Source organism: Streptomyces sp. NPDC052107 (genome assembly GCF_040680215.1).
Lineage (GTDB): Bacteria > Actinomycetota > Actinomycetes > Streptomycetales > Streptomycetaceae > Streptomyces.
Window position 1 is genome coordinate 86,275 of sequence record NZ_JBFAWG010000013.1, and the last position, 22,376, is coordinate 108,650.

18 protein-coding genes and 1 pseudogene are annotated in these 22,376 nt (G+C 72.4%); 8 read left to right on the forward strand and 11 right to left on the reverse strand.

Annotated features, from left to right (window positions below; translation table 11 throughout):
* Positions 1 to 9 precede the first annotated feature (9 nt).
* Positions 10 to 1,205: pseudogene (locus AB0M27_RS17260) on the forward strand (MFS transporter); the annotation flags it as partial.
* 41 nt (positions 1,206 to 1,246) lie between these two features.
* Positions 1,247 to 2,017, forward strand: coding sequence for a hypothetical protein (locus AB0M27_RS17265; RefSeq protein WP_365722496.1), 771 nt, complete (start codon positions 1,247 to 1,249; stop codon positions 2,015 to 2,017).
* 74 nt (positions 2,018 to 2,091) lie between these two features.
* Here the strand turns inward: AB0M27_RS17265 and AB0M27_RS17270 are convergent, their stop codons facing one another.
* The 5 genes from AB0M27_RS17270 to AB0M27_RS17290 form a co-directional block, all read right to left on the reverse strand.
* Positions 2,092 to 3,081, reverse strand: a complete 990-nt coding sequence (locus AB0M27_RS17270) for a malate dehydrogenase (protein ID WP_365722498.1) — start codon at positions 3,079 to 3,081, stop codon at positions 2,092 to 2,094.
* Between the two features lie 633 nt (positions 3,082 to 3,714).
* The gene (locus AB0M27_RS17275; RefSeq protein ID WP_365722500.1) at positions 3,715 to 5,064 is read right to left on the reverse strand and encodes a DUF2690 domain-containing protein; all 1,350 of its coding nucleotides are present in this window, start codon (positions 5,062 to 5,064) and stop codon (positions 3,715 to 3,717) included.
* A gap of 325 nt (positions 5,065 to 5,389) precedes the next feature.
* Positions 5,390 to 5,620 (reverse strand): hypothetical protein, encoded by a 231-nt coding sequence (locus AB0M27_RS17280; RefSeq protein WP_365722502.1) that lies wholly within the window; start codon positions 5,618 to 5,620, stop codon positions 5,390 to 5,392.
* 181 nt (positions 5,621 to 5,801) lie between these two features.
* Complete coding sequence (locus tag AB0M27_RS17285) at positions 5,802 to 6,263, reverse strand: DUF3017 domain-containing protein (protein WP_365722504.1); 462 nt, start codon at positions 6,261 to 6,263, stop codon at positions 5,802 to 5,804.
* Positions 6,253 to 7,107 (reverse strand): bifunctional methylenetetrahydrofolate dehydrogenase/methenyltetrahydrofolate cyclohydrolase, encoded by an 855-nt coding sequence (locus AB0M27_RS17290; RefSeq protein WP_365722506.1) that lies wholly within the window; start codon positions 7,105 to 7,107, stop codon positions 6,253 to 6,255. Before AB0M27_RS17290 ends, AB0M27_RS17285 begins: the two co-directional genes overlap by 11 nt.
* Before the next feature lie 259 nt (positions 7,108 to 7,366).
* Here AB0M27_RS17290 and AB0M27_RS17295 point away from each other — a divergent pair, with 259 nt between their 5' ends.
* From AB0M27_RS17295 to AB0M27_RS17310, 4 genes are all read left to right on the forward strand, one after another.
* Complete coding sequence (locus tag AB0M27_RS17295) at positions 7,367 to 7,960, forward strand: hypothetical protein (protein ID WP_365722508.1); 594 nt, start codon at positions 7,367 to 7,369, stop codon at positions 7,958 to 7,960.
* A 150-nt stretch (positions 7,961 to 8,110) separates the two neighbouring features.
* The gene (locus tag AB0M27_RS17300; protein WP_365722510.1) at positions 8,111 to 8,857 is read left to right on the forward strand and encodes an FHA domain-containing protein; all 747 of its coding nucleotides are present in this window, start codon (positions 8,111 to 8,113) and stop codon (positions 8,855 to 8,857) included.
* Positions 8,854 to 10,395 carry a protein kinase gene (locus AB0M27_RS17305; RefSeq protein WP_365722512.1) on the forward strand — a complete coding sequence of 514 codons (1,542 nt, stop codon included), beginning with the start codon at positions 8,854 to 8,856 and terminating at the stop codon, positions 10,393 to 10,395. Before AB0M27_RS17300 ends, AB0M27_RS17305 begins: the two co-directional genes overlap by 4 nt.
* Positions 10,396 to 10,492: 97 nt before the next feature.
* Positions 10,493 to 10,975 carry a hypothetical protein gene (locus AB0M27_RS17310; RefSeq protein WP_365722514.1) on the forward strand — a complete coding sequence of 161 codons (483 nt, stop codon included), beginning with the start codon at positions 10,493 to 10,495 and terminating at the stop codon, positions 10,973 to 10,975.
* Between the two features lie 71 nt (positions 10,976 to 11,046).
* Here the strand turns inward: AB0M27_RS17310 and purH are convergent, their stop codons facing one another.
* Positions 11,047 to 12,615, reverse strand: a complete 1,569-nt coding sequence (gene purH, locus AB0M27_RS17315) for a bifunctional phosphoribosylaminoimidazolecarboxamide formyltransferase/IMP cyclohydrolase (RefSeq protein WP_365722516.1) — start codon at positions 12,613 to 12,615, stop codon at positions 11,047 to 11,049.
* Positions 12,612 to 13,301, reverse strand: a complete 690-nt coding sequence (purN, locus tag AB0M27_RS17320) for a phosphoribosylglycinamide formyltransferase (RefSeq protein ID WP_365722518.1) — start codon at positions 13,299 to 13,301, stop codon at positions 12,612 to 12,614. The genes purH and purN overlap by 4 nt, the downstream gene beginning before the upstream one ends.
* A 268-nt stretch (positions 13,302 to 13,569) precedes the next feature.
* On the opposite strand from purN, the gene AB0M27_RS17325 reads away from it, so the two are divergent.
* On the forward strand, positions 13,570 to 14,436 hold the full coding sequence (locus AB0M27_RS17325; RefSeq protein WP_365722520.1) for a hypothetical protein: 867 nt from the start codon (positions 13,570 to 13,572) through the stop codon (positions 14,434 to 14,436).
* A gap of 73 nt (positions 14,437 to 14,509) precedes the next feature.
* Here AB0M27_RS17325 and AB0M27_RS17330 read toward each other — a convergent pair whose 3' ends face one another.
* Positions 14,510 to 16,360, reverse strand: coding sequence for a DUF6350 family protein (locus AB0M27_RS17330; RefSeq protein ID WP_365722522.1), 1,851 nt, complete (start codon positions 16,358 to 16,360; stop codon positions 14,510 to 14,512).
* 96 nt (positions 16,361 to 16,456) lie between these two features.
* On the opposite strand from AB0M27_RS17330, the gene AB0M27_RS17335 reads away from it, so the two are divergent.
* Positions 16,457 to 17,581 carry a sigma factor-like helix-turn-helix DNA-binding protein gene (locus AB0M27_RS17335; protein WP_365722524.1) on the forward strand — a complete coding sequence of 375 codons (1,125 nt, stop codon included), beginning with the start codon at positions 16,457 to 16,459 and terminating at the stop codon, positions 17,579 to 17,581.
* 185 nt (positions 17,582 to 17,766) lie between these two features.
* Here AB0M27_RS17335 and sucD read toward each other — a convergent pair whose 3' ends face one another.
* The 3 genes from sucD to AB0M27_RS17350 form a co-directional block, all read right to left on the reverse strand.
* Positions 17,767 to 18,651 carry a succinate--CoA ligase subunit alpha gene (gene sucD / locus AB0M27_RS17340; RefSeq protein ID WP_356302048.1) on the reverse strand — a complete coding sequence of 295 codons (885 nt, stop codon included), beginning with the start codon at positions 18,649 to 18,651 and terminating at the stop codon, positions 17,767 to 17,769.
* 28 nt (positions 18,652 to 18,679) lie between these two features.
* On the reverse strand, positions 18,680 to 19,861 hold the full coding sequence (gene sucC / locus AB0M27_RS17345; protein ID WP_365722526.1) for an ADP-forming succinate--CoA ligase subunit beta: 1,182 nt from the start codon (positions 19,859 to 19,861) through the stop codon (positions 18,680 to 18,682).
* A 524-nt stretch (positions 19,862 to 20,385) separates the two neighbouring features.
* On the reverse strand, positions 20,386 to 22,227 hold the full coding sequence (locus AB0M27_RS17350; protein WP_365722528.1) for a hypothetical protein: 1,842 nt from the start codon (positions 22,225 to 22,227) through the stop codon (positions 20,386 to 20,388).
* Between the last annotated feature and the right edge of the window lie 149 nt (positions 22,228 to 22,376).

Here is a 22,376-nt window from a genome sequence, read left to right on the forward strand (position 1 = left end):
ACCGGTTTCTGGACGGTCGACGCCTACGTCATCGTCTTCGCGGGCCTGCTCATCCCGGCCGGCGCGCTCGGCGACCGGTACGGCCGCAAGGGCGCCCTGCTCACCGGGCTCGCACTGTTCGCGACGGGCGCCGCCACCAGCGCGCTCGCGGCCGGCCCGGCCGTCCTGATAGCCGGGCGAGGCCTGTCCGGCGCCGGAGCCGCGCTGATCACACCGGCCACCCTGTCGATCCTCATGCAGCTGTCCACGCCCGAGCACCGGGCCCGCCCGATGGGCGCCTGGACGCTGTCGATCGGCCTCGGGGGCGCGGCGGGCAACCTGGGCGGCGGCCTGGCCGGCCAGTTCCTCACCTGGCGCGCCCTGTTCGCGGTCATGGTCCCGCTGGCGGCCGTGCTGACAGCGGCCGTCGCGGTGACCGTCCCGCGCACCGAACGCCCCGCCCACGGCAACCCCGACCCGCTCGGCACCCTGCTGCTCACCGCGGGCCTGGTCGCGCTCCTGTTCGGCATCATCGAGGGCCCGGCCTACGGCTGGATCTCCGCCCGCATCCTCGGCGCCTTCGCAGCGGGCGCGCTGCTGATCGCCGGCTTCACGGTGCACGCCCTCCGGTCGGCGGCCCCGCTTTTCGACCCGCGTGTCTTCCACTCCGCGCGACTGCGGTCGGCGTCCCTCGGCACGGCCACCGGCTTCTTCGGTCTCTTCGCCCTGTTCTTCGTCAACTCGCAGTACCTGCAGGACGTGAAGGGCTTCGGCCCGGCCGTCACCGGTGTGGCGATCATGCCGCTGGTGTTCGGGACGGCCGTCGCCCAGAAGCTGGCCACCCACTGGGCGGACCGCCCCCACGCGGTCATCGGCGCCGGTCTCGCCCTCATCGGCCTGGGTCCGCTCGGCGCGTCCACGGCCGACGCGGGCACGCCGTACGCGCTGTTCGTCTGCTGGCTCCTGGTCATCTCGGCTGGCGCCGGACTGTCCATGCCGGCCCTGACCATCGGCGTCGTCACCCCGTCACCGGCACGGTGCTGTCCGGCCACGCGGACCTGCTCCATGGCATGGGGCCGGCGCTGCGCACGGTCGCCCTGGTGGTGCTGGCGGTGACGGCGCTGGTGGTCGCGGGCTACGACGGTGGCAGCCGATCCGCTCAGCGGGACCTTGCCAGGCGCCACTCCGCCACCACGCGCGAGGAGAAATTCCAGAAGATAGGGTGACAAGTGGGATACCTGAGTTCTCTGGGTCCGTGGAGGCGGCGATGACCAGAAGACTCTTCGTGACCGCGGTGGGAACAAGCGTCGTGTTGCTGTGCGCCGCGTCCACCTGGGCCTCGGGCAGTGACGGCGACAACGGCGTCGAGAAGAAGTCCCCGCGAGAGATCGCGCACCTGGCGATCCAGGCCTACCGCTCCGCCCATTCCGTACATCTGATACTCAAGGACTCCGGACCGGCCGCCTCGGAGGGCGACGCCGTCAGTGCCCTGGACCTGCGCCTCGACCGGGACGCCAACTGCACCGGCTCCGGCGCCCTCGGCCGCAAGGGCAGCGTGCAGTTGGTCAGGCGGGGCGACCAGGTGTGGGTGAAGCCCGACGCGACGTACTGGAAGTCCCAGTTCCCGGGCAACGCGGGGACCAGGGCGGCACACCTCGTGAACAACCGCTACGTCCACGGCACGAACGACGACCCGGTGCTCGTGAAACTGTTCGGCGACTTCTCCCGGGTGTGCGACCTGAAGGTCTACCAGCGGGTCCAGAGCAACCAGAAGGTGCTCGACGAGCGGAAGGACGGCACGACGACCGTCAACGGCATGAAGGCCGTGCGGCTCACCGGCCGGGACGCGCACGGCACCGCACTCGCGGAGTACGTCGCGACGCAGGGCAAGCCCTACCCGATCAAGCTCACCGAGAAGGGCAAGGGCGTCGCCTGGGTGTCCCTCCTCACGGACTGGGACAAGCCGGTACCCTCGGCCACCCCGTCCCCGAACGCGTCGGTGGACACGTCGGCGCTGGACTGGATGCTGAGCGGCTGACGGCGAGGGCGACAAGATGTACGCGAGCCCGCACGGCAGGACCGTGCGGGCTCGAAGGCGCGGGGGCACCAGGCTCAGATGAGGCCCAGGGAGCGAACCGCCTCGCGCTCCTCCTCGAGCTCCTTGACGGAGGCGTCGATGCGGGCGCGGGAGAACTCGTTGATGTCCAGGCCCTGGACGATCTCGTACTTGCCGTCCTTGGTGGTGACCGGGAAGGAGGAGATCAGGCCCTCCGGGACGCCGTAGGAGCCGTCCGACGGGATGCCCATGGAGGCCCAGTCGCCCTCGGCGGTGCCGTTGACCCAGGTGTACACGTGGTCGATGGCGGCGTTGGCGGCGGAGGCGGCCGACGAGGCACCCCGGGCCTCGATGATCGCGGCACCGCGCTTGGCGACGGTCGGAATGAAGTCCTCGGCCAGCCACTTCTCGTCGTTCACGACCTCGGCGGCGTTCTTGCCGGCGACCGTGGCGTGGAAGATGTCCGGGTACTGGGTGGCGGAGTGGTTGCCCCAGATGGTCAGGCGCTTGATGTCGGCGACCGTCGAACCCGTCTTCTTCGCGAGCTGCGTGAGCGCGCGGTTGTGGTCCAGGCGGGTCATCGCGGTGAAGCGCTCGGCCGGGACGTCCGGCGCGGCGGCCTGCGCGATGAGCGCGTTGGTGTTGGCCGGGTTGCCGACGACCAGGACCTTGATGTCGTCCGCGGCGTGGTCGTTGATGGCCTTGCCCTGCGGCTTGAAGATGCCGCCGTTGGCCTCGAGCAGGTCACCGCGCTCCATGCCCTTGGTGCGCGGGCGGGCGCCGACCAGGAGGGCTACGTTGGCGCCGTCGAAGGCGACGTTCGGGTCGTCGGTGATGTCGATGCCCTGGAGCAGCGGGAAGGCGCAGTCGTCCAGCTCCATGGCCGTGCCCTCGGCGGCCTTGAGCGCGGGCGTGATCTCCAGGAGGCGCAGCTTGACCGGAACGTCCGCGCCGAGCAGCTGGCCGGAGGCGATGCGGAAGAGCAGGGCGTAACCGATCTGGCCGGCCGCGCCGGTGACGGTGACGTTCACGGGAGTGCGGGTCATGGCGTTCTCCGTATGACAGCTGGCGGTGGGGCGTCCCTGCCCCGGGCGGATGATCGATCTCTTGGCGTCAAGAGATCGATCCAGCGGTCAGGCTATCGCGCATCCGGTATGCGAGACGTACAGGGCCGTGTGGCTCACCCCACAAGTCGGACACATGATGAACGAAGGGGCGGCCGCCCGTCCGGGAGAGGGGGAGAGGACGGAGGCGGCCGCCAGGTGGGGGTACCGGATCGCCGGACTCCCGTGGGGGTACTGGGCCCCCTGCCCAGAATCCGTTCCACCATGCACCCGCCTTCGGAATTTCCTCCTCCCGATTCTCCGCCCGCCGTCCACCCGATGTGCCGGGTACCGTCCGCCCGATGTGCCGCGTCCCGTCTGCCCTGCTCGGGGTACCCCGTCGCCCGACTCGCCCTACCTCGACCGCGCCGTCCGGTACGCCCGCCACCGCCCGACCGCCCCAGACACCGCCGGATCACGCGGCGCCGGCCGTCGGCTCCTGGCCACCCTCACGCAATCGCCGCGCCGACAGTGACGGGAGGACGCGCCTCTGGGTGCCATGGCCTTCACCCCGGCCCCCGTACGAAGCGCCCTGCCCACCTACTTACCGCGCCCTGTCCAGCACACCCACCCGTACTACTTGGTGCACCCCGTCAGCCCGGACGCCAGCGTCGCGCAGGCCTTGGCCTCTGCCGCGTTCTTCACGGCGACCATCGGGGTGTAGGCGATGGTGTCGCCGACGCCGGAGGTCTCGCCGGTCTGCTGGGCCTTCCCGGCGGAGACCTGGACCTTGTCGCCCTCGGCGGCCCCGGTGATGCGGCCCCAGGCGGTGCCGCAGGCCTTGCTGTAGCGGACCTCCAGGGTGGTGGTGCCGATGGTGGCGGTCTTCGCGGTGGTCACCAGGTCGCCGCTGCACCCCATGGCCTCGGCGTCCTTGCCGTCGCAGGCGGAGCCAGTGCACTTGACCCCGGGCGGCGGGGTCGTGTGCGTGGTGGCGCTCGGGGACGGCTTGGCGGCGTTCTCGTGCTTCGCGCCGTTCCGGTTGGTGAAGAAGAAGGCGGCGCCGATGACGACGAGCACGCCGACGAGCCCCGCCAGGAACATGATCACCCGCTGCTGGCCAGCGTTCCCCGAGGCCGGGGCGCTGCCGGCGGGCCGGGGCTCCTGTGGCCCGCCGTCGTACGCGTTCGGCGTGGTCGGGGTCCAGCCGGGACCCTCGGGCGAGCCGGCGGACCGCACACCGTTCGCGGCAGTGGCGCCGGCGCCAGGGTGGGCGCCGGCCTTGGACGGTCCCTGATACCCGGCCAGGCCCCAGGAGTTGCCGCCCGAGGTCGCGGTCCCGCCACGCCCGGCGCCGTCGAGGCCAGCCGTACCCACGGCTGCTTCGTCGGCCGTACCCGGGCCCGCGCCGTCGGCCGCACCGTCGCCCGATCCCGGCCCCGCTCCCCCGGCTGGGCCAGGACCGGAACCGTCGCCCCGATCACGACCGTCCCCCCGGCCCCGCGCCGCCCCCTCCCGGGCGTCGGCGTCGGGGGCCGTCGGCTGGGTGGGGATCGTCGGGGAGACGCCGGCCGGGCCGGCGATGCCCGTGGCCGCGCCGGCGCCGCCCTTGCGGCCGGACGGGCCGCCGGTCGCGTCCGCCGCCCCGAACTCCCCCAGCGCGGCGCGCGCCTGGGAGATGCGGATCGCCTCCATCGTGCGGTCGTGCCTCATCTCGGCCCGGCTCCAGGCGCGTTCGGCCAGCTCCCACATCGTGGTCAGATGCACGAGGTTGGTGCCCGTGACCTCGGCGAGCGCGACGATCGCCCCCTTGGGCGCGAGCAGCCGGCCGCCCAGGTAACGCTCCCAGGACGTCTTGCTGTAGCCCGTGCGGTCGGCGAGCGCCGCGACGCTCAGGCCGCTGCGGTCCACGAGCCGCCGCACCTGCTGGGTGAACTCCTTGATCTGCGGGTCCAGGTCCTCGGGCAGATCTTTCCAGCGAGGCATCGCTTCCCCCTCTTGCTTTCCCCCGGCATTTCCCCGTCCTGGCTACCCACAAGGATGCGCCGACTCGGGATCCCAGTTCCCCGACCGGGGGCGCACGGGAGCACCACTGCCGCCGGTCATGCCCCAACGTATCCCGAACTGTCGAGACATCGACACGGTGAGGACACATGTGGCAGTGCGTGGACACGGTAGCGGAACGGTCACTTCCGTGCCACAGCGCACGGACAGGCGTTGAACAGGCAGTTCCCGGCAGGGAAGGCTGAGTTGTGACGGCGGCCCGCCCCTCATCGGGGGAGGGGGCGGGCCGCCGTTCAGCCGCCCGGCGTCACCATTCCCGTCTCGTGCGCCAGCACGACCGCCTGGGCCCGCTGCCCAGGTCGAGCTTGCTCATCGTGCGGTTGAGGTGGGTCTTGACGCGCAGGGCGACCGGCAGGTGGGCGAGGGCGACCAGGACATAGGCGCGGGCGTCGAGTTCCGGCCGGCCCTGCGACCGCGACTCCTGCCCCAGCAGGACGGCGACCACGGCCATGGCGACCGCGATCAGCGTGTCCACCACGAGCGGGCGGGGGATACGGCGGAAGTTGCAGGGACCCGCGGGCTACCACCCGAGGCGGTACGGGAGTTCAGCCCGCCGGTGGAGGCGGGGCCCGGGTGGGCGGCCGTACCGTCGGGGCACGGGGGTACGCCGGTGGCCCGCGTCCCGGGGGAGGCGCGGGCCACCGGCGTCACGAACACCCTTACTGGTTGAGCGTGAAGTGCAGGATGCCCTTGAGGAACGGGATCTGCAGCCACGGGTGGGGCTGGGCCATCATCGCCAGCAGGACGATCGCGAGGCCGAGCACGCCGTAGGTGGCGATGTCGGTGAAGCGGGAGCGGACGGCGAGCATGCCGACGCTCGGAAGTATCCAGCGCATGACCGCGCCGGCCAGCAGGGCCGCGCCGATCAGCAGGGTGCCGGCGCGGAACATGTCGAGGGCGGTCAGCAGCAGGCCGAGCGCGACCCCGCCGAGCACCACGAGCATGGGCCACTGCCGCGCCGGGGCCGGGGCGTCACCGGACGCGGCCCGGCCGCCGCCCTCGGGCCGCGCGGTGTCCCTGGTGATGCGGGGAAAGCGGTGCGTGGTCTTCCGCCCGGGACCTTCCCCTGCGCTCTGCGTGCCGCGGGTGACCGCCCCCGCGCGGGCGCCCTCAGCCGGCACTGCGCTCCGCCGCCTCGACCACGTTGACCAGCAGCAGCGCCCGGGTCATCGGGCCCACACCACCGGGGTTCGGGGAGATCCAGGCCGCCACCTCGGCCACGTCCGGGTGCACATCGCCGACGATCTTGCCCTCGGCGGTGCGGGAGACACCGACGTCCAGGACGGCGGCGCCCGGCTTGACGTCCTCGGCGCGGATCAGGTGCGGGGAGCCGGCCGCGGCGATGACGATGTCGGCCCGCTTCAGGTGCGCGGCGAGATCGCGGGTGCCGGTGTGGCACTGGGTCACGGTGGCGTTCTCGCTGCGCCGGGTGAGCAGCAGCGGCATGGGCCGGCCGATGGTGACACCGCGGCCGACGACCACGACCTCGGCGCCCTTGATCTCCACACCGTGGCGGCGCAGCAGCGTCAGGATGCCGTTCGGGGTGCAGGGCAGCGGGGCCGGCTCGTTCAGCACCAGCCGGCCGAGGTTCATCGGGTGCAGACCGTCGGCGTCCTTGGCCGGGTCCATCAGCTCCAGGACGCGGTTCTCGTCGATGCCCTTGGGCAGCGGCAGCTGGACGATGTAGCCGGTGCAGGCCGGGTCCTCGTTCAGCTCGCGTACGACCGCCTCGATCTCCTCCTGGGTGGCGGTGGCCGGCAGCTCGCGCTGGATGGAGGCGATGCCGACCTGCGCGCAGTCGCGGTGTTTGCCGGCGACGTACTTCTGGCTGCCGGGGTCGTCCCCGACCAGGATCGTGCCGAGGCCGGGCGTGACGCCCTTCTCCCTCAGCGCCGCCACGCGGGCGGTCAGATCGGACTTGATCGCGGCTGCGGTGGCCTTGCCATCGAGAATCTGGGCGGTCATACCCCCATCCTCGCGGATGACCCGCCCCCGGTTCCAATCCGGGTGCCCCACGGCCCTCCCCGCTATGTCACAGCATGATCAGCGATGTTGCACTTGCACAACACCTCACGATTCCGTCTGGACAAGTAAGACCCGCCTAAAGAACGATGGGCAGACAGTGCCGCGGGCAGTGCCGGGGGGACGGACCGCATCTGTAGAACTCTCCTCCGAACCGTGCCGCGCGTCGTCCCCGCACTTGGATCAACGGAGGAAGACCGCCATGAGCTTCGGCGACCCGAACAACCCCTACGGCCCGCCGCAGGGCCAGCAGCCCGGCTACGGCTACCCGTCCCAGCCCCAGCAGCCCGGCTACGGCTACCCGGCCGCCCCTCCGGTCCAGCAGCCCGGCTACGGCTACCCGGCCATGCCCGCGCAGATGCCGGGCGGTGTGAAGGCCGCGCGGGTGTTCCTGTACATCCTGGGCGGCTTCCAGGCGCTCGGCGGTCTGCTGATGGTCGTGGCCAGTTCCTGGTTCGCCGACCGGATCAGGGACATCGTGTCCTCGGACAGCACCGTCTCGTCGAGCGACGCGGACAAGGCCGCCAGCATCGGCGTCGGCGTGATGATCTTCCTCGGCGTCATCGTCCTGGGATTCGCGTTCTGGGCGATCTTCACCGGCTCCAAGTTCGCGAACGGCGGCGGGGGCGCGCGCGTCTCCGCGATCGTGTACGGCTCGGTCGTCATTCTGCTCAGCGTGCTCAGCCTGCTCAGCGGTAACATCTTCGCTCTGGTGAGCCTGGTGCTCAGCATCCTGATCATCGTCTTCTGCGCCAACAAGGGCGGCAGCTACTGGTTCAACCGCCCCCGCTACTGAACCCGCCCGCACGGCAGTACAGTTCACGCCATTTCCACACCAAGGGCCGTGTCTCACCCGTCCAGGGGAGGCACGGCCCTGGTGTGTCCCCCTAGGCTGACTGGGTCGGCCGCTGCGGCCGGGGTGGCCGTCGGCACGGGGAGACGCACCTTGTACAGCATCATCGTCGTACCTCCGCCGACCCCGGAGGACCGGCAGCCGAGCACCGGGATCCGGCTCGCCCCGGGCGAGCGCCTCACCTTCGGGCGGGCGTCCGGCAACGGTCTGACGATCCCGCACGACGGGGTCTCCCGCCGGGCCGGCGAACTCAGCGCCCAGGGCGCGTTCTGGATACTGAGCAACCTGTCCGCGCGTCAGACGTACGTGGTGGAGAACCCGGAGGGCGCCGGCGAGCACATCAAGGTCGGCCCGGGCCGGCTGGACGCGCCCATCCCGTTCGAGTTCTCGCGGATCGTGCTGCCCGCCGCCGGGGACCTGCTGACGATCGAGGTGTGGGCGCCGCGCCACGACTATCTGCCGGAGGGGGCCGGGCCGGACGGGGACACCACCGCCCCCGCCTTCTCCGTCGACCGCACCAAGCGCTACTTCGCCGTCCTTGCCGCCCTGTGCGAACCGCGGCTGCGCGGCGACCCGCACGCCCCGCTGCCCACCGTCGACCAGGTCGTCGACCGGCTGCGCCCCGCCTGGCCGGCCGCCTCGCGCACCTCGGTGCAGTGGAACATCGACTACCTGGCGGTGAAGCTGCGGCTCAAGCCCGGCCCGGAGACCGCGGACACCGGTCCGCGCCTCAACGGCAAGAAGGAGTCCCTGGTGTCCCTGGCGCTCCGCTTCGACCTCGTACGGGAGGACGACCTGGTCGTCCTGTCCGCCGCCGACGCGAGCCGTACGGCCCGGTGACCGAGCCGTACGCCGTGCCGGTGCCGCTGGGTTACCGGGTCGGCACCTGGGAGGTGCGCGAGCCGATCGCGACGGGCGCCTTCGGCAGCGTCTACGCGGGCCGGCGCACCGGCGGTTCGGCGGAGCTTCCCGCTGCCGCCGCGCTGAAGTTCCTGCCCACCGGCACCGGAACTCCGCGTCAGCTGGCCCATCTGCGCGACCTCATCGAGCGCGAGGTCGACCTGCACCGGCGGCTCAGACGGCCGCGGCTGATCCGGATGTACGAGTCGCTCGTCGTCGACGACCCGGACCGCCCCGAACTCGACGGCGCCACCGTCCTGGTCCTGGAGCGGGCCGAGGGCTCCCTGTCCGCCCTGCTCGCCGACACGCCGCGTCCGGCCGCCGGGCCCGCCCTGCTCACCCAGACCTGCGAGGGGCTGGCCCAGTTGCACCGGGCGGGCTGGGTGCACGGGGATCTGAAACCGGCCAATGTGCTGCTGATGGCGGACGGTTCGGCGCGGCTCGCCGACTTCAACATGGCCGCTGAACTGGAGGGCACCCACGCCTACACCCCGGCCTTCTCCACCCCCGACTACACCCCGCCCGAGCTGCTGTGGGCGGAGATCGGCGAACGCGGCCGACGGATCCGGCCGTCCGCCGACGTCTGGGCCTTCGGCGTGCTCGCCCATCTCGTCCTCACCGACTCCTTCCCGCTGTCCGGCGCCACCCCGACGGCCCGCCGGGACGCGGCCGCCGCCTATGCGCGCGGCATCGACGAACTGCGCCTGTCGCCCCAACTCCCGGACGCCTGGCGGGAGATCGTGCGGGACTGCCTGGCCCGGACGCACGAGGCACGCATCGGCACCGAGGCGCTGCTGCGCCGCGTCGAGGCGGCCGCCGGCACCGGCCGTTCACCGCGCCTGCCCCGCCGGCTGTTCCCGCGCCGCGGACGCCGGCGGGCGGCCATCGCGGGCGCGGCCGCCGCGACCGTCGCCGTCGCGGCCCTCGGCTACGGCATCAGCACCTGGGCGGGCGACGGCGCCGGCGGCACGGACGACAAGGCCCCGGCCGCCTACGGCGCCTCCGAACTCCGCACGGACAGGGGCGTCCCGGTGCAGTACCGGAAGCTCATCGTCGACTCCGCCCACGCCTGTCCCGAGCCCGACGTGACCCCCGCGCTCATGGCGGCGATGCTGAAGGCCGAGAGCGATTTCGACCCGAACCTCTCCGACCCGGCCAAGCACGAGTTCGGCATCGCCCGCTGGACCCCCGCCGTCCTGCGCTGGTACATGCGCGACGACGGCATTCCCGCATCGGCCACGCCCACCCCGCCCCTCACCCCCTCCGTCTCCATCCCGGCCATGGGCCGCTACCTCTGCTTCATGGCGCCCAATCTGAAGGCCGGCCTTCCCGGCGACAAGCGGGTGCTGCTCTCCGCCGCGTACCGGACGTCGTACAAGAAAGTGAACGCCGCGAACGGGGTTCCCCCGAAGTACCGCGAGTACTGCGCCCGTGTCGCCCACTACCTCAAGGAGTACACGCCCCCGGGTAAGAAGTGACCCTCAGACGTCCGAGGTACCGGGACAGGGACACGGCTGCGACGGTGGGACCACTCCGCCAGAGCGTCACGGCGGAGCGACCACGCCGTTCGTTCACATGGGGGAACACGTGAACATCGCCAAGCCCGCCGCACTGCTCGTCGCGGCCACCGCCCTGCTCGCCGGCTCCACGGTCGCGGCCACCGCCGCCGCCCCGGACGGCACCCGGGTCACCGGCGTCCAGCAGGTCGCCGACCAGGTCCTCGCGGGCCACCCGAAGCCTCTTTCGTCCTCCGCCGACAAGGTCCGCTACGACGGCCTGACCCTCACCAAGGCCCCGCAGGGCAAAGTCGCCGCCAGGGACCTGGACTGCGCCTACGGCCACCTGTGCATGATCGTCAAGGGCACCAAGTTCGACTTCTACAAGTGCCAGACCTGGACCGTGAACAACTGGACCGGGGACGGCCCGTTCACCAACAACCAGACGCCTGGCACGGTCGCCAGGTTCTTCAACCAGGACGGCAGCGTCCGCTGGACCTCGACGGCCTACCAGGCCGGCACGGCGACCTGGGACCCGATCTGGTCGCTGCGCCCCTGCTGACTGGCAAGGCCGACGGTCTCCGGCTCCCTCGGGGGAGAGCCGGAGGCCGTCGGCCTGTCCACGAGGCGGTGTCAGTGGAAGAAGTGGCGCGTGCCCGTGAAGTACATCGTCACGCCCGCCTTCTTGGCGGCCTCCACGACCTGCTCGTCACGGATCGAGCCGCCCGGCTGGACGATCGCCCGGACACCGGCGTCGATGAGGATCTGCGGGCCGTCGGGGAAGGGGAAGAACGCGTCCGAGGCGGCGTAGGAGCCGCGCGCCCGCTCCTCACCGGCCCGCTCGACGGCCAGCTTGCAGGAGTCGACCCGGTTGACCTGGCCCATGCCGACGCCGACCGAGGCGCCGTCCTTGGCGAGCAGGATCGCGTTGGACTTCACCGCGCGGCACGCCTTCCAGGCGAAGGCGAGCTCCTTGAGCTCCTCGCGGGAGAGCGCCTCGCCGCTGGCCAGCGTCCAGTTCGCCGGGTCGTCGCCGTCGGCCTGGAGCCGGTCGGTGACCTGGAGCAGGACACCGCCGTCGACCTGTTTGGCCTCGACCCGGTTGCAGGGCGCGCCCGAGGCCTTCAGGACCCGGATGTTCTTCTTCTTGGCGAGGGCCTCCAGGGCCCCCCCCTCGTAGTCCGGGGCGACGATGACCTCGGTGAAGATCTCCGCGACCTGCTCGGCCATCTCCCGGCTCACCGGCCGGTTGACGGCGATGACACCGCCGTACGCGGAGACCGGGTCGCAGGCGTGCGCCTTGCGGTGCGCCTCGGCGACGTCCGAACCCACCGCGATACCGCAGGGGTTGGCGTGCTTGATGATCGCGACGCACGGCTCGTCGTGGTCGTACGCGGCACGGCGGGCGGCGTCCGTGTCCGTGTAGTTGTTGTACGACATCTCCTTGCCGTGCAGCTGCTCGGCGTCCGCGAGCCCGCCGCTGCCGTCGACGTACAGGGCGGCCGGCTGGTGCGGGTTCTCGCCGTAGCGCAGGGTGTTCTTGCGCTCGAAGGTGGCGCCGAGGAAGTCGGGGAACCGCGACTCGTCCACCGGGGCGTAGGCGGAGGCGAACCAGGAGGCGACGGCCACGTCGTAGGCGGCCGTGTGCTGGAAGGCCTCGGCGGCCAGGCGCTTGCGGGCGGCGAGGTCGAAGCCGCCGTCCTTGACGGCGGCGAGCACGTCGGCGTACCGCTCGGGGCTGGTGACCACGGCGACCGACGGGTGGTTCTTGGCGGCGGCGCGGACCATCGACGGGCCGCCGATGTCGATCTGCTCCACGCACTCGTCGTCCGAGGCGCCGGAGGCAACCGTCTCGCGGAAGGGGTAGAGGTTGACGACGACGAGGTCGAACGGCTCCACGCCGAGCTCGGCGAGCTGCTGCCGGTGGCTCTCCAGCCGCAGGTCGGCGAGGATGCCCGCGTGCACCTTCGGGTGCAGGGTCTTCACCCGGCCGTCCAGGCACTCGGGGAAGCCGGTCAGCTCCTCGACCTTGGTGACGGGGACGCCGGCGGCGGCGATCCGGCCGGCCGTGGACCCGGTGGAGACGAGCTCGACACCGGCCTCGTGCAGCCCGCGCGCGAGGTCTTCCAGCCCGGTCTTGTCGTAGACGCTGACGAGCGCCCGGCGAATGGGCCGCTTGGTGCTCTCGGCGGTGGCGGTCACTGGATAACTACCTTTCGTCCCTCAATGCGATGGCCGTTGCGGGCGAGCCGCCCCACGACCTCGACGAGCAGCCTTCGCTCGACTTCCTTGATGCGCTCGTGCAGCGCGCTCTCGTCGTCCTCGTCCCGGACCTCGACCACGCCCTGAGCGATGATCGGGCCGGTGTCGACGCCGTCGTCGACGAAGTGGACGGTGCAGCCGGTGACCTTGGCGCCGTACGCGAGCGCGTCACGGACGCCGTGGGCTCCGGGAAAACTGGGCAGCAGGGCGGGGTGCGTGTTCACGAACCGCCCGCCGAACCGGGCGAGGAACTCCTTGCCGACGATCTTCATGAACCCGGCGGAGACCACGAGGTCCGGCTCGTACGCGGCCACGGCCTCGGCGAGGGCGGCATCCCACTCCTCGCGGCTCGCGTGGTCCTTGACCTTGCACACGAAGGTCGGCAGCCCGGCCCGCTCGGCGCGGGCGAGCCCCTCGATGCCGGCGCGGTCGGCCCCCACGGCGACGATCCGGGCGCCGTACCGCTCGGCTCCGGTGCGCTCGATCTCGTCCAGGAGCGCCTGCAGATTGGTGCCGGATCCGGAGACCAGCACGACGAGGCGCTTGACCGCTGGGCCAGCGGGGGTGGCGGCCACGATGGGGCCCTTTCTCGGGGTGGCGACGGTACCGGCCGGAGCTTTGTACATTCGCACGAATGCTTTACGCCCCTCGATACAGGGAAGTCTACGAAGCGGCCGACCGTCAGCAACGATACCGGCACACGGGAAGGCCCCCACGGGACGGGGGCGTGGCCGGAAGGTAGCGTTCGCAAGGAATCACGGAGGGCAGCCTCGGGAACGCGGCGGTCGTGCGGTGCGTTGTCGGGGGAGGAAGCTCATATCGGCCAGCCGTGTTCACAGCCGTACGCACCGCCGAATGCACAGACGTATACGCCTAGGGGAAGACGCTCTTTTGATGCCCGCTCGCAGCCTGCGACTCCTCACGTTCCCTCCGAGCCCGGCCCAGGGAGGCGAGCGTGGCACCGTGCTGCGAGAGCGGCCGGCCTCGCCGCCGGAGGCTCCCCGGGGTGGGCATGGCGGTAGTGCAGGTGGTCAGGACGGGCCTGCGGGTCCCGGCGGGCATGCCGGTCCGGGCGGGACTGCGGGTCCCGGTGGTCGCGGCGGTGACGGACGCGGCGGGCGGCAGGACGACAACCCCTTCGCGCCGCCGCCCGAGGGCACTCCGGACCGGCCCTGGCAGCCCCGACATCCCGAGGGCTCTCAGGGCTCCGGTCACGGGAATGGTCACGGGGGCGGCTCCCCGTGGGGCGACCAGTGGAGCGACCGCCAGCCCGGGCGCTCCCCCGGCGGCTTCGGCGAGCGGCCCGGCGGCGGCCCCCAGGGCCCCGGTGGAACGGGCGGCCCCGGCGGCATGCGCTGGGACCCGACCGACCCCGCCCAGCGCCGTGCGCGCTACGCCCTGCTGTCCGGCATGTGGGCCGTCTTCTTCGCCCTGTTCAGCTGGACGTACGTGGCCCTGCTGCTGGGCGTGCTGGCCCTGTACTGGGGCATCAGCGCCCTGCGCGCCAAGCCCCGCGGGGCGAACCCGGACACCCCGACGCCTCCGCCGGGGGCGGGCCGGCCCCAGGCGACGGCGGCCATCGGCGGCCTGGTCACGGCAGCCCTGGCCCTGGCCCTGGTGGCCTCGACGTTCACGGTCCAGTTCGTCTACCGCGACTACTACACGTGCGTGAACGACGCCCTCACCCACGAGGCGAAACAGTCCTGCGACCAACTGCTGCCTCAGGAGCTGCGCGGGGTTCTGGGGGGCAAGAACGGCTGAGGCTCCCCCTGGCGCCCCGGGGCTCAGGGGCACGCCGGTGGGTCCGGTGGGGTGCCGGTGCCTGGTCGGCGGCTCAGTGTGCCATTGCCGTGTCAGGGGGTTCCGTTGTTCCGGGGTTGCCGGGCGACGGGTCGGTGAGGTCCGGGCGAGGCGCTGCCGGGGGCGCCGACTCTGTCTGGGGCGTTGACTTCCTCTGGGGCGTCGACCCCGACTGGGCTGTTGACTCCGCCGGAGGCGTCGACTCCGCCGGGGGCGCTGAAGTGACTGCGGGGCTTGTCCAGGGGGCGGGCAGGTCGCGGGGAGCGGCTGCCGCGCGCAGGGCCGCCCAGCGTGAGGCGCGGGCCAGGTCGTCGTGCCAGTCCCCGGGGAACGGGTCGTCGGCCGGGAGGAAGTCGTACATCTCCTCTTCGTCGGGGACGAGCTCCGCCCATGGGGGTGTGGGGGTCCTGCCCTTGCCCGGCTCCTTGGCCCTGCCCGGTTCCTTCCCTGTGGCTGACTCCTTTCCCTTGATCGGTCCCTTGCCCTTGACCGCGAGCTTGGCCTCGGCCTCGGAGCTCCCCGTCCCCACGCCCGTCCCCTGCATCGGGATCTCCCCGTCACCTGTGCGCCGGCCCCACAGCCGCCACGCCCGTACGATCAGCGCCACCGGCATCCCGAGCAACGCCGTCCACACCCCCGCCGCTCCCCCGGTCTGCCACCACACCGGTCCGAAGCGAGCCAGCGCGGACACCCCCAGCGGGCCACCGGCCAGGTCGGCGAGCAGGGCGAGGGCCGCCGCACAGAGCGTCGCCGTCAGCAGCACCGTCCCGGCGGTGCGGCCGGCCGACCAGTGGGCCGATGCCGGTGCGCCCGGCTCCGGGCGTCTTACGGCCCCGCGCGCCACGAACCACCCCGCCGTCACCCCGGCCGCCACCGGCACCAGTCCCGCCGCCCAGTTCGGCGGCGTCCCGGCACCGGCGTCCGGCACCGCCGCCAGCAGGGGGAACGGCGGCAGCAGAGGCGCCGGGTCGGAGGCGAAGGGTTGCACCAGATGCCCGACGCCGAGGAGGAAGCCGGGGCCGAGGGCGTAGGACGCGGCCCAGAACGCCGCGTTGGGGATCAGCGCGACGCCGAGCAGCAGTACGGCGAACCGTCCCGTCCATCCCTCCGTCAGCTGGAAGAAGGAGGCACGAGCCTCGCCGCCGTGCCACACCAGTGACACCCCGACCAGCAGCGCCCCGCCGCCGAAGAACACCGCCGTGGCGGCACCGGAGGCCCGGACGGCCGTACCCAGCCGGGCGCGTTCGTCCGCGCCGAACAGCAGCCGCCGCAGCGGCCCCGGCAGCACCGCCAGCGCGCTCAGTACCGGCTCGCGCGGACAGCCGTACGCCGACCACACCCCGGCCGCCGCCGACCCCGCCGCCACCAGCGGCAGACACACCGTCACCCAGAGCCACTCGGGCCGCAGTTCCGCGCCCGAGCAGTACAGCGCGACCGGGCCGCCGACGCCGAGGTAGCCGAGGACGACCCCCGTCCACACCGTGTGCGCCGGTACCGGCGGCGGACCGTCGGCGTCGGCGGGCGCGTCCACCGCGACCCTGGCCGCCCGGTACACCAGCCACACGGGCAGCACGAGCAGCAGCAGCGGGGTCACCCCCACCGGCATGGACGCGCCGGAGAGCGTGTCGGTGCGGACCAGTTCGACACCGTGGGCCAGCAGCCACAGCGCGCCGGCGACGTGCAGCGCGCCGCCCGGACCGCTGTCGGGATACGGCGAGCTGACCCACAGGACCATCACCAGCACGGCGAACGAGCCGAATCCGAGTCCGGCCGCGACGGCGCCGCCGAGCAGGCTGGCGGCGAGTCCGGGCTCGCGGTTGCGCATCCGGGTCAGCAAGGGCGAGATCGACGGTCGGCGAGCGGTCATCTGGATCACACACGCCATGCTCCCAACGACACGCTCTTTCCCGTCGTAACAGGCGAACCTCCGTAGTGTCGCTCAATATACATTTATGTGCTTTTTCGTACGGAAGGGCGTACGGTGACGCCGCAGAACACCGCCGGTCAGCTGCCACCGCCGACGGAACGCCGACGCCTGCGCCAGTCCCGGTCGCTGACGCACGCTCAGCTCGCCGCGCAGGTCGGCATCGGCCCCTCGACACTGTGCGCGTGGGAGTCCGGCCGCCTCGTTCCGCACGGGAGCGAGGGCGAGACGTACACCAGGCTGCTGACGACGTTCGCCCTCCAGGATGTGGTCGAGGGAACGACAGCGGTCGAGGGGTCGACGACGATCGACGGGTCGCCGGTGGTCGACGGGGCGACAGCTGCCGAGGCGGGCCGGGAGACTCCTCCGGCCGTCATCCCCGACCCCCTGACGCCCGCTCAGGCCTTCGACGCGCTGTACGCGTTCTGCGCCCCCGCCCTCGTACGCCAGACCTATCTGCTCACCGGGCGCCGCGAGCTGGCCCGCGAGGCCGTGGAGCGGGCCTTCCAGCTGGCCTGGCAGCGCTGGCCCGAGGTGGCCCGGGACCGGGATCCGGGCGGCTGGGTGCGGGCGGTGGCACACGACTACGCGCTCTCGCCCTGGCACGGCTTCCGGCCCCGGTACCGGCACCCGGAGCCGCCGTCCGCCGATCCGGCCGACCGGGCGCTGCTGGGCGCCCTGCTGACACTGCCACCGGCGTACCGGCGCACGCTCGTCCTGTACGACGGTGTGGGCCTCGACCTGCCGGAGACGGCGGCGGAGACGGAGGCGAGCACACCGGCCGCCGCGAACCGGCTGACCCACGCCCGCGAGGCGCTGGCCGCGCAGGTGCCGGCCCTGGCCGACCCCGCCGAGCTGCATAGCCGGCTGCGGGCACCGGCCTCGAACGAGGGACTGCGCGCGGCCGATCCGGAACCGGTGCGGCGGGCGGGCGAACGCCGCAACGCGTTCTGGACGCGGGCGGCGATCGCGTTCACGGTGACGATCATCGGCGCGACGGCGCTCACGATGCGGTCGGCGCCGACGCACTATGAGGCGCCGATCGCTCCGGCACAGGCGGTGCAGGGGGTTCCGCCGGTGGGGGTGATGGGGCCGCTGTCGCGGGAGGAGCAGGCGCTGCGGGCGAAGTTGCGGGGCGCTGCCGCGAAGGGGCCGGATCGGCTGGTTCCGGAGGCGCGATAGGGCTACCGCCGGTGGGCGCGACAGGGCCACCCGCCGTGGGGAGTGCCTCGCCGTTGCGGGTGCGGGTGCGTGGTGGCTGGTCACGCGGTTCCCCGCGCCCCTGGGGAGCCGCAGTGCGGTAAGCGAAACGCCGGCAGGCCCGCCCCGGCTGACGGGACGGGCCTACCAACGGTCAGCTGAGAAGCTCAGCCGCCCAGGATCTCGCGGGCGAGCTTCGCCGTCTCGGTCGGGGTCTTGCCGACCTTGACGCCCGCGGCCTCCAGGGCCTCCTTCTTGGCCTGTGCGGTGCCGGAGGAGCCGGAGACGATGGCGCCGGCGTGACCCATGGTCTTGCCCTCGGGCGCGGTGAAGCCCGCGACGTAGCCGACGACCGGCTTGGTCACGTTCTCCTTGATGAACGCGGCCGCGCGCTCCTCGGCGTCGCCGCCGATCTCACCGATCATCACGATGAGCTCGGTCTCCGGGTCGTCCTGGAACGCGGCCAGGGCGTCGATGTGGGTGGAGCCGATGATCGGGTCGCCACCGATGCCGACGGCGGTCGAGAAGCCGATGTCACGCAGCTCGTACATCATCTGGTAGGTCAGCGTGCCGGACTTCGACACCAGGCCGATGCGGCCCGGCTTGGTGATGTCGCCCGGGATGATGCCGACGTTCGACTGGCCCGGGGTGATGATGCCGGGGCAGTTCGGGCCGATGATGCGGGTCTTGTTGCCCTTCTTGCCGGCGTACGCCCAGAAGGACGCCGTGTCGTGCACGGCGATGCCCTCGGTGATGACGACGGCCAGCGGGATCTCGGCGTCGATGGCCTCGACGACCGCGTCCTTGGTGAACTTCTCCGGCACGAAGATGACGGAGACGTTGGCGCCGGTCTTGTCGATGGCCTCCTTGACGGTGCCGAAGACGGGTACCTCGGTGCCGTCGAAGTCCACGGTCTGACCCGCCTTGCGCGGGTTCACGCCGCCCACGACGTTGGTGCCGTCACCGAGCATGAGCTTGGTGTGCTTCATGCCGGTGGAGCCGGTCATGCCCTGGACGATGACCTTGCTGTCCTTGTTGAGCCAGATAGCCATGGTGTGTTGGTGTCCTCGTCCTGAGTGCTTACTTGGCTGCGTGGGCCAGCTCGGCGGCCTTGTCGGCCGCGCCGTCCATGGTGTCGACGCGCTGCACCAGCGGGTGGTTGGCGTCGGTGAGGATCTGCCGGCCCAGCTCGGCGTTGTTGCCGTCGAGGCGGACGACGAGCGGCTTCTCGACCTTCTCGCCGCGGTCCTCCAGGAGCTTCAGGGCCTGCACGATGCCGTTGGCGACCTCGTCGCAGGCGGTGATGCCACCGAAGACGTTCACGAACACGGACTTGACGTCCGGGTCGCCCAGGATGATCTCCAGGCCGTTCGCCATCACCTGGGCGGAGGCGCCACCGCCGATGTCCAGGAAGTTGGCGGGCTTGACGTTGCCGTGCTTCTCACCGGCGTACGCGACGACGTCCAGGGTGCTCATGACGAGACCGGCGCCGTTGCCGATGATGCCGACCTCGCCGTCGAGCTTGACGTAGTTGAGGTTCTTCTCCTTGGCGGCGGCCTCGAGCGGGTTGGCCGCGGCCTTGTCGTGGAGTTCCTCGAAGTCGGGGTGACGGAACTCGGCGTTGTCGTCGAGCGACACCTTGCCGTCGAGGGCGATGACCTCGCCGGAGGCGACCTTGGCCAGCGGGTTGACCTCGACCAGGAGGGCGTCCTCCTTGATGAAGGTGTCCCACAGGCGGACGAGGACGTTCACGACCTTGTCCGCGACCTCGGCCGGGAACTTGGCGGCCGCGACGATCTCGCGGGCCTTGGCCTCGTCCACACCGTCGATCGGGTCGATCGGCGTCTTGGCGACGGCCTCCGGACGGGTGGCCGCCACCTCCTCGATCTCCACGCCGCCCTCGACGGAGGCGATGGAGAGGAAGGTGCGGTTGGCACGGTCGAGGAGGAAGGAGACGTAGTACTCCTCGAGGATCTCCGGAGCGGTCTCGGCGATCATGACCTTGTGGACCGTGTGGCCCTTGATGTCCATGCCGAGAATGTCCGTCGCGCGGGCGACGGCCTCGTCCGCGGAGGCGGCCAGCTTCACGCCACCGGCCTTGCCGCGACCACCGACCTTCACCTGCGCCTTGACGACGGACTTGCCGCCCAGACGCTCGGTGATCTCGCGCGCCGCCTCAGGCGTGTCGATGACTTCACCGGCCAGCACCGGTACATCGTGCTTGGCGAAGAGGTCCCTCGCCTGGTACTCGAACAGGTCCACGCGCTTCCGTCCCTATCAGTGATCTCGCGGTTCGTTGGATGCGTGGGCGTGCCGCGAAGGGCAACGTGACGTCCGCTTGTCACAAGGGGGGCGCACACGGTGACCGAGCGCGCGGCATGTCCGTCTCGCAGGTTATCGCCGCTTGCGGGGGGTCCCTAAATCGAGGGTCACACCCGAGCGGTGATACCTGTCACATGATGCCGGGTTTCCTGGCACGGCGTGCCGACGGATGGGGGCGGATGCGTGGCTTCGGCGGGTCGGTGGTGGATGGGTGGTGGATCCGTGACTTCGGCGGATCGGGGGCGGATCGGCGGGGGATCCGTGGCTTCGGGGCATGTGCGAGGCCTCACCGGGCTGGGGTTGACCCGGTGAGGCCTCTGGGGCGGCCCCGGTGGTGCCGGGGCCGGGGCGGTTGATCCCCACCCCAATGGGGACCACCCGCCCGGGCCGCGGGGCCCCGGCCGGACACGCCGACGGCATTCGGCCGTCCGGGGCCGGACACCCCGCGGAGCGGTTCGGGGCACTCAGCCCTGGTACTGGATGCCCGATGTGATGTCCTGCACGCCGTGCCCCTCCTGGAAGTCCCGCAGATACGTCGGTACGGCCGTACGGGCGACCTCGTCGGCCCCGACGACGGCGTGCCCGGCGAACGCGCCGCCGGCGTCCCGGACCGTGCCGTGGAGGTCGTGGGCGAACCCTCCGGCCTGCCGCACGACCGGCGCGGCCGCGGACCCGGCGACCCCGGCCGCGAAGGGCCCGGCCTCGCCCGCGAGGCCATGGGCCAGACCGGCGGTGCCGGGCAGCACGGTCCCGGTGGCCTGGCCGGCCACGGGCGACACCGCCTCCGTAACGGTCCTGGCCGCCTGGTGCGCGGTCCCGGCCGCCTGGTGCGCGGCCCCTGTGGCGGTGCCCGCAGTCTGAGTGAGCGTGGACGTTGCGGCGTCGGTGAGCGGTGCCGTCGCGCCGGTGACCCCGGCCGTGAAGTGGGGCACCTGGGCGGTGACGGCCTCGGCGAAGGCTCCGGTCCGCGTGGTCACACCGTGTGCGAGCCGGGGTACGGCGCCGGCGACACCGCCCACGAAGGGCCGGACGTCACCGGCCACGCCGTGGCCGAGGGCGCCCGCGTCCGCGACGGCATGCCCGGCGACCGGCACGACCCCGTGCACGGCACCGGCGGCCACCGGCGGCAGCACGGCGTCGGTGGCGTCGTGCGAGACCTGCCCGGACGGCCGAATGCCGCCGGCGTACGCCGTCACCCCTGCCGCCACCGGCTGTACGTCGCCCAGGGCGCCCGCGGCGACCCCGTGGACCCCGGACACGGCGCCCTCAGCGGTCCCGTACACACCCGTCACGGCACCCTCGGCGACGCCCAGCGCCCCGGAGACCCCGTGCACGGCGGAAACGACGCCCGTCACGGTCTGGCCGGTGACCGGCACGGCGCCGTTCACCGCCGCGGAGGCCACCGGCGGGACGGCGGCGGCGGTCGTCTCGTCCACCACCGGCGTGACCACGCCGGGCACGGCCCGGACCGTGCCGACGACCCGCTGCTCGGCGCCCATGGCCGTACCGGTGACATGCGCGGGCACACCCGCGACGGAGGCCTCCGCCACGCCCGTCGCCTCGGCGGCCGCACCGCGCACGGCGGCCGCGGCACCGGCGGTCCGCCCCTGCGCGCCCGCGACGGTCCGCCGCGCCGTCGTCCGTACCGCGCCCTCGACACCCTGCGCCTTCAGGCGGGCCGCCGCCTGCGTGGCCTGGAGCCTGGTCTGGGCGGCGGCCAGGGCCTCCTCCACCTCGGGTGCGAAGGAGGAGAGCGGGCCGAAGAGGTAGTCGATCTCGTCCTGCGGCTTGGCGTGCGGGATGGCCCGGGAGGCGGTCGGGGCGGCGTGCGCGGCCGCATGGGTGGCGTGGCCGGCGACCTGCGTGGCGTCCGCCCGGACGTGGGCCTGGACGTGCCCCTGCGCCGTGCGGGCCGCCTGGGCGCCCTTGACGGCCTCGGCACCGCGGATCCTCGTGGCGGTCGGGACCTCGGCGTCGACGTAGCGGCGGGCCGGGTCGGCGGTGCCGGTGGCGGTGGACGCCGTCGAGGTGAGCGAGGTGGAGGACGCGGCGGGGCCGGCGGTGGCTGTGCCGGTCAGGTCGGAGACGGTGTTCTGGACGCCGGAGACGGTGTCGTGGACGCCGGTGAGAACGCCGTCGACCGTCCCGGCGACGCTGTCGGTGGCGCCGGCGGCCTCGGTGCCCGCGTCCGGCACGGAGAGGGATGTGGAGGACAGTTCGTCGGCGCTGGCGACGGCCGAGCCGAGCGCCCACGCCCCGGTGACACCGGCGGCTATCACGATCGAACGGCGGATGTTCTTGTTCATTGCGTGCGTCAAGTCCTTTGAAATGGCCCGGAAATGGCCGGAAACGGCTGGAAGCGGCTGAGAATGCCGTCCGGAGACCTCTGGACGCCGGTCGCGGTGAAAGCTTCGACGGCTGACAGCGACGATCGCTGGAAGGGTCCGGACGGGCG